This is a genomic window from Planctomycetota bacterium (assembly GCA_038746835.1).
Lineage (GTDB): Bacteria > Planctomycetota > Phycisphaerae > Tepidisphaerales > Tepidisphaeraceae > JBCDKH01.
This window is the reverse complement of sequence record JBCDKH010000022.1, coordinates 18,315-30,169: the sequence shown is the minus strand read 5'-3', so window position 1 is coordinate 30,169 and position 11,855 is coordinate 18,315. Positions and strand designations below refer to the sequence as shown.

General features: G+C 64.7%; 9 protein-coding genes and 1 pseudogene. 8 read left to right on the top strand and 2 right to left on the bottom strand.

Annotation, left to right across the window (positions count from 1 at the left end):
* Nucleotides 1-123 (bottom strand): annotated as a pseudogene (locus AAGI46_04225) (hypothetical protein).
* On the opposite strand from AAGI46_04225, the gene atpA reads away from it, so the two are divergent.
* Both atpA and AAGI46_04215 read left to right on the top strand, forming a co-directional pair.
* A complete protein-coding gene (gene atpA, locus AAGI46_04220) occupies nucleotides 109-1,398 on the top strand; it encodes a F0F1 ATP synthase subunit alpha (GenBank protein MEM1011411.1) in 1,290 nt (429 codons plus the stop codon). The pseudogene AAGI46_04225 and the gene atpA sit on opposite strands and share 15 nt — an antisense overlap.
* Before the next feature lie 363 nt (nucleotides 1,399-1,761).
* Nucleotides 1,762-2,655 (top strand): oligogalacturonate lyase family protein, encoded by an 894-nt coding sequence (locus AAGI46_04215; GenBank protein ID MEM1011410.1) that lies wholly within the window; start codon nucleotides 1,762-1,764, stop codon nucleotides 2,653-2,655.
* On the opposite strand, the gene AAGI46_04210 is transcribed toward AAGI46_04215, so the two are convergent.
* Nucleotides 2,644-3,513: an AraC family transcriptional regulator gene (locus AAGI46_04210; protein MEM1011409.1), complete on the bottom strand. Its 870-nt coding sequence runs from the start codon at nucleotides 3,511-3,513 to the stop codon at nucleotides 2,644-2,646. The genes AAGI46_04215 and AAGI46_04210 overlap by 12 nt on opposite strands.
* A gap of 85 nt (nucleotides 3,514-3,598) precedes the next feature.
* Here AAGI46_04210 and AAGI46_04205 point away from each other — a divergent pair, with 85 nt between their 5' ends.
* From AAGI46_04205 to AAGI46_04180, 6 genes are all read left to right on the top strand, one after another.
* On the top strand, nucleotides 3,599-4,522 hold the full coding sequence (locus tag AAGI46_04205) for a phytanoyl-CoA dioxygenase family protein (protein ID MEM1011408.1): 924 nt from the start codon (nucleotides 3,599-3,601) through the stop codon (nucleotides 4,520-4,522).
* A 46-nt stretch (nucleotides 4,523-4,568) separates the two neighbouring features.
* Nucleotides 4,569-5,612 (top strand): aldo/keto reductase, encoded by a 1,044-nt coding sequence (locus AAGI46_04200; GenBank protein MEM1011407.1) that lies wholly within the window; start codon nucleotides 4,569-4,571, stop codon nucleotides 5,610-5,612.
* Nucleotides 5,613-5,636: 24 nt separating this feature from the next.
* Nucleotides 5,637-8,051 (top strand): hypothetical protein, encoded by a 2,415-nt coding sequence (locus AAGI46_04195; protein MEM1011406.1) that lies wholly within the window; start codon nucleotides 5,637-5,639, stop codon nucleotides 8,049-8,051.
* Nucleotides 8,052-8,133: 82 nt separating this feature from the next.
* Nucleotides 8,134-9,177, top strand: a complete 1,044-nt coding sequence (locus AAGI46_04190; GenBank protein ID MEM1011405.1) for a LacI family DNA-binding transcriptional regulator — start codon at nucleotides 8,134-8,136, stop codon at nucleotides 9,175-9,177.
* A gap of 218 nt (nucleotides 9,178-9,395) precedes the next feature.
* Nucleotides 9,396-10,343 carry a PEP-CTERM sorting domain-containing protein gene (locus AAGI46_04185; protein ID MEM1011404.1) on the top strand — a complete coding sequence of 316 codons (948 nt, stop codon included), beginning with the start codon at nucleotides 9,396-9,398 and terminating at the stop codon, nucleotides 10,341-10,343.
* Between the two features lie 237 nt (nucleotides 10,344-10,580).
* Nucleotides 10,581-11,780, top strand: coding sequence for a PEP-CTERM sorting domain-containing protein (locus tag AAGI46_04180; protein ID MEM1011403.1), 1,200 nt, complete (start codon nucleotides 10,581-10,583; stop codon nucleotides 11,778-11,780).
* Nucleotides 11,781-11,855 lie beyond the last annotated feature (75 nt).

Sequence of the window (11,855 nt, the reverse complement as noted above, 5' to 3'; positions counted from 1 at the left end):
GGCGACGGCGGTCTTGCCGGTCTTGCGGTCGCCGATGATCAGCTCGCGCTGTCCACGCCCGATCGGGATCATCGAGTCGACGGCCTTGATGCCGGTGGCCAGCGGCTCATGCACCGGCTGCCGGGCGGCGAAGTCCGCTCGACCGGTCGCCTGCTCGAAGTCGCCGTCGGTGACGAACTCATCGGCCGCGTCGTCAACCCGCTGGGCGTGCCGATGGACGGCAAAGGTGAGATCCGCACGAGCCAGACGCGCAAGATGGACATCGTTGCCCCCGGCATCGCCGCCCGGCAGCCGGTGCATGAGCCGCTGGCCACCGGCATCAAGGCCGTCGACTCGATGATCCCGATCGGGCGTGGACAGCGCGAGCTGATCATCGGCGACCGCAAGACCGGCAAGACCGCCGTCGCCCTCGACGCGATCCTTAACCAGAAGGGCCAGGGCGTGAAGTGCTTCTACGTCGCCGTCGGCGGCAAGGAGTCTTCGGTCGCGGGCGTCGTCGACGTGCTGGAGCGCGAAGGCGCGATGGACTACACGACCGTCATCGTCGCCAGCGCCGCCGACCCGGCGCCGCTGCAGTTCATCGCCCCGTACGCCGGCACCGCGATGGCCGAGCACTTCATGTGGCAAGGCGAGGCGACGCTCGTCGTCTACGACGACCTCTCCAAGCAGGCCGCGGCGTATCGCCAGCTGTCGCTGCTCTTGCGTCGTCCTCCCGGTCGCGAGGCCTTCCCGGGCGACGTTTTTTACCTGCACAGCCGCCTGCTCGAGCGGGCCGTCAAGCTCTCCGACGACAACGGCGGCGGATCGCTCACCGCCCTCCCGATCATCGAAACGCAGGAAGGCGAAGTGTCGGCCTACATCCCGACGAACGTCATCTCCATCACCGACGGCCAGATTTACCTCGAGCCCGACCTCTTCTTCGCCGGCGTTCGCCCGGCCATCAACGTCGGTATCTCGGTGTCCCGCGTCGGTGGCTCGGCCCAGACGAAGGCCATGAAGAAGGTCGCCGGCTCGCTGCGCCTCGACCTCGCCGCCTACCGCGAGCTCGAAGCCTTCGCCCAGCTCGGCACTGAACTCGACCCGGCGACGCAGAAGCAGCTCGATCGCGGTGCCCGCCTCGTTGAGCTCCTCAAGCAGCCGCAGTACCAGCCGATGCCGTTCGAGCAGCAGGTCATGGTCATCTACGCCGCCACCAAGGGCTACCTCGACGACGTCGAGGTCAACCGCGTCCGCGAGTGGCAGGATGGTTTCCTCGCGTACGTCGACCAGAGTCACAGCACCGTCCGCTCGACGCTCGTCGAGACCAAAGCCCTGGGCGACGACGTCGTCGAAGGCCTCGACAAGGCGATCGGCGAGTTCAACGACAAGGTCTGGGGCAAGACCGAAGCCGCCGCTTAACTCACGCATGGCAAAGGGCAACCGTCGCTCTTCTACCCTTTTCAACTGTTTGTATGTGGTTACGCACTTGCGGCGCGGTATCGTCTCGCGGTGCCCGGGACGGAGTCGATCACGAAGAAATGGCCACCGCGTGCCGAGCACGCGGTGGTTCACCGATCGACCTCGCGGCGAGACGCACAAATCCGGCGTTTCCGCGACCAGCGCACGCAACGCGAAGTCTGGCATCTCGACCTGCCATCGTTGCGGTGCGAAGCACCCTACTTCACCGCCCAGGCATTCAGCCGTGACGGTCGGTGGCTGGTCTTTGCTGGGGGCGGCGATAGAGGACGCGAGCTGTATCGGCTCGACATTCACGACGGAACCGTGAACCAGCTGACGCGCGACTCGGGCTTGTCGGGAGGTGCGCTGACCATGCACCCGGACGGCCGCCGTGTCATTTGGGGCACCGACCGAACGCTTGCCTCGTGCGACATCGAAGGTGGTGCTGTTGACACGCTCGTCGACCTTTCGGGAGAACCTCCCATCACCGTAATCCACCCCGCTGTGCCATCGCTGAATGTCGACGGCACAGCCGCGCTGATCGTTTTGCGGCACTGCGAGTCAAGCCAGATCCGTCTGGCAGATCTCGAAGGTGGCTCGACAGAGTCGCTCGTCGACATGCCGGGTTTGCTCACGCATCCGCAATTCTGTCCCTCCGACGATCAGCTTCTGACATTCGTACCACCCGGCGACGCGTGTTGGGACATGTCGCTGCCACGGGAACGCCGGACGCGTCTCTGGTCGCTCGATCTTCGCGACGGTGTTCCGCGCCGCCTGCTGAATCCGTCGCGCGGCCACACGGCAACGCACGAGAGCTGGTCTGCGGATGGAAGCCGCATTTTCTTCTTTGAGAAGACCCAACCGAACTGGACGCCCTGCCGTGTCCGTTCGATTCGGTGCGACGGTTCCGATTGGCAGACGCACTTCACCAGCGATCACCACCGACTTGGCCACGGCCGGGTTTCACCGTCGGGTCGCCACTTCGTCGCCGATGTGCAATGCCGCGGACACAGCCCACTGTTTCTTATCGACCTCCAGACCGGCGACCACGAAGTCCTCTGCTGGCCTGACGCGAGCAATGACGGCGGGCACGCAGCATCCGCACACGTCCACCCGTCGTTCAGCCCGGACGGCTCGATGGTCGTCTACACGTCGGACGTTTCGGGTGTGCCGCAGGTCTACCTCGTCCCGACGCCCGAGGCTGCTTCAGACGCCTGAGGCGTCGCGTGTGGCGCTGGGCGTCGTACCGGCGTATTGCCGGTACTGCTTGCTGAACTGCGCGACATTCGCATAACCGAGGTGCGCCGCGATCCGTGCGACGGACAGCTCGGACTCCAGCAGCATGCGTCGTGCACGTTCTACGCGATTGCGGATGACATACTCACGAAACGTCCGCCCGTACGTCTTGCGAAACAGCCGGCTGAAGTAGTCGCTGCTCAGGCCGACCGTGTGCGCGACGTCGTCGAGCTTGATCCGGCGGTGGAGGTTCTGCCGGATGAACCGCGTGGTCCGGTCGCGTTGCTGGGCGTTGAGCCGGTGGCCGACGCTCTTCGAAGGCTGCGGGCGAAACGCCTCCAGCACGGCCAGCGCGATCAGCAGACACCGCCGCATGTCGGTCGTCGCGTCGACGTTCGATGTCAGAATCAGCTCCGACAGTCGCTGCAGATACGGCGTCGCCACATCCGCCCCGGCTGAACGATGACGCCACACTGACGGACCAGCGTCGGCATCGAATCGGAAGTAGACCTCGGCAAAGCCGAACGGCACCGACCACGCCATGTCCATCGGCAGGTTCGGCCCGATGTAGAGCAACCCGCCAGGCTCGAGGTGGAACGGCTCGCCGTTCACTCGGCCCGTGGCCGACCCTTCGGAGCAGGCAAAGACAACGTGGTGCGGCATGCGTCGACCACTGCAGGACCAGCCGTCGTGTCGAACGCTGTAGCCGTGCCATTCCGGGTGGATATCGATGTCTCCGGCACCGGGATTCAGCAGTCTCGGCAGCAACGTGCCCGGAAAGTCAGTACCAGAATCTGACAACAGATCACCGGCGGTCGGTATGGCGGTGTTTTCCCGCATGGTGTTTATTCACGGCCGATACGCGGTGGCAGAACCGCTACGCCAACAGCGCACGGTCCCGAACCAGCATACGAGGAGACACCAGATGATCACGACGATTGACGCTTCCGAGATCGACCACGCCTTCGACCGTCTCGACGAGGCATGGCAGACCCAGGGGCTGTTCCTCGTCCGCGGAGCGATCGATCGCGACCGGGCCGTCGAGGTGCGCGGCGTGATTCGCAACCTGATCCTCACGCCCGACGACGACGCCGCCGGTAGCGCCGGTGCGTCTGCCGACCCGATGGACCCAATGGGTAACACGCCCGAGGCCAAGGCCGCGCGGTTCCGCAAGCTGGGCGATCTCGCCGGGAAGAGTCCGCTCTGTTGGCACTACGTCTACGGCAGCGAGCACCTGCGCAAGCTCGCCAGGCACTTTCTCGAGCACGAAGCCGGGGCACCGGCCGACGACCTCTGGCTGAAGTTCAACAGCACCTTCCTTAAGCCCGCCAAGACCGGCAGCGCTACGCCGTGGCACCAAGACAACGGCCTGTGGCGCGATGACGACACGAGCTCGTTCAACTTCTGGATGGCGCTCGACCCCGCCACCAAGGCGAATGGTTGCCTCCAGTTCGTTCCAGGAAGCCACCTCGACGAGGACGGCATCGTGCCGCACGTCCTCTACGCCGACAGCATTCACGGTGAGATTCCTAGGGAAAAGGTGGAGGAGCAGAAGCAACGCAACGGCCTGGTCCACGTCGAACTCCAGCCCGGCGATGCGATCTGCTGGCACTCGAACCTCTACCACTACAGCCCGCCAAACCAGAGTGATCACGGCCGGATCGGGCAGGCGGGCGTCTACACGACCAGCGCTCTGGCCAGGAAGTTCAACCGTTTCAAGCAGTTCTACGTGGTCGAGACGGGCGGAACGCTGCACGACGCGTTCCCTCCGGAGCGAGCGACCCTGCCGGGCGAGATGCCGACGGTCGAGCCGTGGGAACGCCTCGAACCCGAAGCCAAAGCCGCATGAGCCCCGAGACGATGATGACGCCCGCCACCACCACCCTGCTCTCACCATGCCCGACGATTCGTACACGCCGGCCGCTTCGCGTTATGACGCTCGCCCCGACGGGTGGTTCCGGCGCGCCGGCCGCTCCGGTCTGCGCTTGCCGTCACTCAGCCTCGGCTGCTGGCACAACTTCGGCGCACCCGGCAGCGACAGCCGCGGAACCGGCGACGAACAGGCCATGCAAGCGAACGCCAGGAGCCTTCTGCTGTCGGCCTTCGACTGTGGCGTGACGCACTTCGACCTGGCCAACAACTACGGCCCACCGCCCGGACGTGCGGAAGAGCGAGTCGGGCAAGTTCTGAGGGAAGATCTCGCAAATCACCGCGACGAGCTGGTCATTTCGACCAAGGCCGGCTGGGACATGTGGCCCGGCCCGTACGGCAACTTCGGCAGCCGAAAACACCTGCTGGCGAGCCTCGACCAGTCACTCAAACGCCTCGGGCTCGACTACGTCGACGTCTACTACCACCACCGGCCGGATCTCGACACGCCGCTCGAAGAGTCGCTTGGCGCGCTCGACCAAGCGGTCCGAAGCGGCAAGGCGGTCTACGCCGCGATCAGCAACTACCCGGCCGACCTGACGAGGCGTGCGTTCGATCGGTCCGCACAGGACTTCTTTGCGACACCGATCCTCAACCAGTCGAACTACAGCATGCTCAATCGCGGCATCGAGGAGAGTCTTGTCGAGACCTGCGGCGAGCTCGGCGTCGGCATCATCACGTTCAGCCCGCTCGCCCAGGGACTGCTCACCGAGCGATATCTTGAGGCAGTTCCTCCCGACAGCCGCGCGGCAACGGGCAAGACGCTCAAGACCAGCCGCATCACGGCGGAGCTTCAAGCCAAGCTGCGAAAGCTGCATGCAATCGCCCGCGAAGGTGGCCGAACGCTCGCACAGATGGCGCTTCGCTGGGTGCTGCGCGACGACCGCATTGCCAGCACCGTCATCGGTGCGAGCCGTCCCGATCAGATCGTCGACAATTGCCGGGCCTTCGAAACGGCTATCCTCTCCGCCGACGAACTGGCCGCCATCGATCGTGTCCTGGCGGGCTGATTCGCAGGAGGACGCTCCAACATGATGACTCGACTCGCTCTGATTCTGCTGGTCGGCTTGATGACCGTTCCGTCGCAAGCCGAGGTCAATCCCGCTGATATCCCCGAAGAGCGCTACGTCCGCGTTGTCGACGGGCAGCTTCATGCCGACGGCGAACGGCAACGCTTCTGGGGCGTCATCGGACAGCTGTTCGTTCGGCCCGACATCAAGCCAAACGACACGCCCGACGAGATCGCGGTCAAAGTCGAGGCGGCGCAACGCGGCACGGACGAACTTCTCGACCGCCTCGAGCTACTCGGTTTCAATGCCGTCCGATTCTGGGAGGGTTACGTCGACGGCGACTACGAGATCGGTGACGGCTCGCGCCAGGACGCGGCCGACTACTTCATCGCCGAGGCGGGCAAACGCGGCTTCCGCATCTGGACGGCCGGGCTGAACCGCGTCGGCTATGTCTTGCCATCCGAGGTCGACGTCATCGACGATCCGGCCACGGCCGAGGCTTGGAGCCAGGCCGTGCTGAGCGCATCGCGACTCAACGACGACGGCTCGATCCGGCGCGGCTGGGCGATCCGCAACAACCTCGCTCGCATTTGGGACCCGCGTCTTCAGGCGATCGGCATCCGCAACATGACGGCCGTCGCGACGCATCGCAATCAGCACAACGGTCTGCGGTGGTGCGACGACCCGACGTTCGCCGTCTGGGAGCTGAGCAACGAGGAGTGGTGGATGCGGAAGATGGTCGGCGGTCGGTGGCAGACGCTGCCGCCCTTTTTCAGGCAGCAGCTCATCGCCAAGTGGAACGACTACCTGCGCGAGAGCTACGGCGACGACGCGACCTTGGCAGAAGCCTGGGGCGGACTGATCGAAGGCGAATCGCTCGACGCGGGGACCGTGCTGCTCGCACCGATGGCCGGTGAAACGAACGTCGACACGGCCCTCAACGACGCGAGCCCGGTCGCCGCCGCCGCCGTCAAGCCGACCAAGCAGAGCTACGCCCGCAGCGACTTCGCCAAGCAGCGTGGTCGCGACGTGATCGCGTTCTTCCTCGAGCTGCAGCTCGCTCACAAGCACAAGGAGGCCGCCGCGATTCGGCCGCTGGGTCGCAGCACGCAGCTGAGCCCGATGATCTTCGACACCGGCATTGGTTACGAGATTCAAAGCCTCTACCTCCACCAGCAGGCCGACGCCGTCGCGATGGGCGCGTACACGAATGGCTGGGGTCGTCCGTACGACGATTCGAAGGTCGCCGACGCGCCGACGGATCAGCAGAAGGCCCGCATGCTCAACGGGGCCGAACGACTCGCCGGCAACGTCGACGATCCGATCGATGGCGGCGTGAAGTGGATCAACTGGCTCCGCAAGCCGCCCGGGCTCAGCCAGGGCGTCCCGTGGCTGGAGCAGAACAAGATCGAAGGCATGCCGATGCTCGTCTACGAGACGCAGCTTCAACAGCCGGCCAAGTACCGCGCGGACTATCCACTGCGCATCGCGACTCTCGGGTCGATCAACGACTGGGACTGGGTCAACTGGCACTACTTTGGCGACAGGGGTCTGCTCGATCGACTCGCCAAGGGCGTCGACGAGCCGTTCGACTGGCACATGGACATCACCGTCCGCGGCCATCCGCAGGGCTACCACTTCACCTACGACGAAGTCCAAACCTCAGCCATGCGGGCGGCGGCCTACCTGTTTCGCACGTTTGGCCTGGCTCCGGCAAGCGACCCGACGAACTTCGTCTTCGGACGCGACGCCCTGCTCGATCCCGACAGCATGGACTACGGCGGCAGCTACGGCATGCTCGGACTCGACATGATGCCCACCGCCTACCAGCACGGCGCTCGCATTCGCATCGACCCAGACGCGACGTCCGATCGCGTCGAAGGCCCGGTCGTCTCGTTTGAAAACCGCAACGAGCACAACCCCTACTCGCCGACATCGCAGATCGAGATCGACTGGCGAGCCGGCACGATGACGGCCGACGGTGGATCGGCGGCGCTCTTCGTCGGCACGGCCGACTGGGATGACGGTGTTCATTTTCCCGACGCTGGTATCCGAATCCATTCCTTGCAAGTCGACAATCCGGATGGCATGTTCGATCCGATCACGAAAGACGAAGGCTTCGTCGCCTTCGTCTACTCCAGCGTCGACGGCCGGCCGATCGACCAGACACGCAACGCCGTCGTGTCGCTCGTCGGCACGAGCTACAACAGAGGCTTTGAACTCGGCGGCGTCCGCGGGGAACCGCTCTCGACGGCCGGAACGCTGCCCGTTCTGGTCGGCCGAATGGGCGGCATCGTCGAAGCCGACGGCCTCGACGGGATGACGTACCGCATGCTCGACTGGGCCGGCGACGAGGTGGCGTCCGGCGTCATCGACGCCGGCAAACTGGTGATTCCTGCGGATCTGCGGATCTTTACGATTGACCTCCGCAGAGACTAATTGCGAGTCGTTTCCGGCGTGCCACGGTGCATTCGGAGATTCTGGAGCAGCACGATCGCGTCCGTCGGGTACCTTGAGCATGATGGCCAAGCGGGTCACGGTGTACGAAATCGCTTCGGCCTGCGGCGTATCGCAGCCGACGGTCAGCCGCATCCTCGGCCGAGGGCCGGCGGCGGAGAGGCACAGCGCCGAGACGCGCCGCCTCGTTCTGGAGACGGCAAAACGACTCGGCTATCGCCCCAATGCCGCGGCCCGAGCGATGGGGCGAAATCGGTTCGGTGCGATCGGTCTGCTGCTGAGCAAGCGCGAGCACGCAAGCACGCTTCCGCCACTGTTTCTCGACTCCGTCCTCGACGTCTGCAACGAACGCGACCTGAACTTGAGCCTGCTTCGGTCCGACGATGCGACGCTGACCGATTCGAAGCGCGTTCCAAGGCTCCTTCGCGAGTCGAGTACCGACGGCCTCCTGATCGACTACACCCATGCGATCCCGCCACGACTCCTCGAGATTGTCGATCGTCATCGCATCCCGGCAATCTGGCTCAACTCCAAGCAGCCAGCCGATTGCATCAGACCCGATGACGAACAGGGTGGCTACGACGCAGCAAGACTTCTGATCGAGCGTGGGCACACGAAGATCGCCTACCTCGACATGAGTCACGGCCCCGACGCGGACTACCGGCACTACAGCGCAGACGACCGTCGCGTCGGGTACGAGCGGGCTCTTGCAGAGGCACGATTGAAGCCGAACATCGTCCAGGCCGAGTCCGGGGAGACGGTCCCATCCGCCGAACGCGTGGCCTTTTGTCGAAGGCTTTTGGAGCAGGTCGACCGACCCACCGGGGTCGTCTGCTACGGACACGTCAACCACCTGGTTGCGGCCGCACTGTTGGTCGGGCTGACGGTGCCCGAGGACTTGTCGGTCGTGACGTTCGCCGACGCGCCGACGAATGCGATTTCGATCGAGGGTGTCAGCGGATTTCTCCTGCCTCAGCGGGAGATCGGCTCTGCCGCCGTGACGATGCTGCTGGAGAAGATCGCGGATCCTTCGGCGTCGGTCAGCCCGCTGGTGATGCCGATGACGCCCTTCGCCGGAACGACACTCGCTGCGCCCGCGGCCGGCTAGCGCGTCGTGGCGGCGGGTGAAGCTAGCGAAGACGCACGGGTCGTGGTGGGTGGCGATCTCCCGTCGGACGGAAGTGAGTCGCGTGCCGTCGCGATTCAGAAACAAAGGCTTGACAACTGATGTATCGGGATGCACAGTTCCCCAATCGTCGTCGGCGACGTCGCACCGTGACCGCGTGCATTGCCGGCGTTTTCAGTTTCCATTCGGAGGAGAACATCGTGAAGCTTTCCAAGCACCTCGCAGCCTCGGCTGCCGCAATCGTCGCCGTTGCAGGCCTGACCATGAGCGCCTCGGCCGACGTCATCGTCGACTTCGGCTCCGCCGGCTACGTCGACGGCAATCAGGCGTTGAACGGCATTCCAGGTCTCAACGACAGCGGAAATCCCGTCGACGGCACGTCGGCCGTCAGCAACACTGTTCGCCCCTTCAGCGAGTTGTCGCCCTTCACGCCCACCGCGATGGGCTGGACCACGGTTTCCGGCATCAACAACACGCTCTACGGCGGCTACGAGATGGTCGGCGCCGGCAATCGACGGCTCGAGTTTGCCCGCATCGGCAACTCTGGCGGTGACGACCTGATGCGTATCGCCATGCAGGTCGACCCGGTGCCGAACGGGCTGGGCAACTCGCTGGCGGCGGTCATGCTCGTTCAGAAGGAGGACTTCCTAACCGGCTCCGACGCCGGGAGTCAGGTCGCCCTCAACAGCGACTCCGTCATCACCGCCGAAGTCGGTGCCAACAACAACGGCCAAGACCGACGGTTCCGGCTGGTCGTCAAGCAGGACGGCCAGTACTACATCGGCACCGCAGCCAACACGATCTTCCCGAACGTCAACATCGGAACGCTGACGGTTTCGCCAGATCCGGACACGGGCAACGCACGAGCGATGTTCTCCGACTTTGTCTTCGAGACATACGACCCGTTCTCGGGAGTCTTCTTCGGTGACGCGGACGTGGGCACTGGCACGCCGTTCACCGGCACGTTCGATGATATCGAAGCACTCGGCATCTATGTCGAAGCCAGTCGCCCTGATAATGGGCCTGGCAACCTGCGGACTGCGATCCGTGGCTTCACGGCCGACACGCTGGTCGTGATTCCAGAGCCGACCTCGGCCCTGGGCATCGCCGGCGGCATGATGCTGCTCGTGAGCCGGCGTCGCCGGTAGCAGGTCGTTCGGCCGTGTGCCGAATCAACGCGAGGCGGCTGGTGCAGAACCTGCACCGGCCGCCTTGTGCATTCCGGACTGAATCTGATTGTGTATCCGAATAGAACTGGTAAATCAGGGTTGCGTGTATCCGGAAACGCGGTATGCTGCGACAAGTCGCTCCAACCAGAGCGGCCCCGCCCGGCGAAGAGGACGCCGGTCGGCTCAGCAAACCGCAGAAAACTCCCGGAGGAGAACATGAACATCCCGTCCAAGCCCGTGTACATCGTGGCCGCTGCAATCGGCACCGCGGCCGCCCAGGCCCAAGGCCAGTTGATCGTCGACTGGGGATCGCCCGACTTTGTCGGCCAAGCCGAGCGACTCGGCGCTGTTCCCAACCTGAACCCCAGCGGCGGATCCAACTCACCCGGCTCGCCGTCGACGTTGCAGGCTTTCGTCGACAACACGAGCTTCGCCTTCAACGAGTCGACCCCGCTGACGCCCACTCCCGAGGGCTGGACGCCGCAGAGCGGCAAGACCAACCAGCTCTACGGCGGCTTCGAGACGGTCGGCCCGGGCAACCGGGTCGCCGAGTTCGCGCAGATCATCAACAACGGAGCCGGTGACACGATCCGCATCGGCCTGCAGAGCCGGCTACGCGCAGGCGTCAACATCGACCTCGGGTTCGACAACTTCCAGTCCAACTCGCTCGGAACGCTTGTCACCGTGCCGAAAGCCGAGTTCCTCAACGGCGGCGACAGCCGGGCGATCGCCATCGACGACGACGCGATCATCACCGCCAACGTCGGCTCCAACAACAACGGCGGCGACCGCCGCTTCCGTCTCGTCATCGAACAGGACGATCAGTACTACATCGGCACCGCACCCGACTTCACGATCGTTCCTCCGCCCAACCTGGGTGTTCTGACGGTTTCGTCAGGCCCGGACAACGGGGGGCGTGAAGCACGCTTCTCCGACTTCGTCTTCGAGACGTACGACCCCTTCTCGGGCGTCTACTTCGGCGATGACGACGTGGGCACTGGCACAGCGTTCACCGGCGTATTCGACGACATCGAGACCATCGGCATCTACGTCGAAGCCAGCCAGGGCGAGAACACCAACCTGCTCCGCAACGCCATCCGCAGCTTCTCCGTCGAGGTGCCCGAGCCGGTAAGCCTGCCAGGCGACGCCAACGGAGACGGCACCGTCGACTTGGCCGACTTCGGCATTCTCCGAGCCAACTTCGGCAGCACGATGGGCACCTTCGCCACCGGCGATTTCAACGGCGACATGAATGTCGACCTGGCTGACTTCGGCATCCTCCGGGCCAACTTCGGCACGTCTGTCGGCAGCGACTTCGCCGCGCTGGACGCTTGGTATGCCACCGTCGTCCCGGAGCCGACCACGCTCGCGCTAGCCGGGCTGGCAGGCTTCGCGATGCTCCGGTGTCGTCGCTAGTTCCGTACACCGATCCATTCCGCTGCCGGCGCGTTCATCGGTGTCGGGCAGCGCGTGTTTCCCTCCACAGGACAA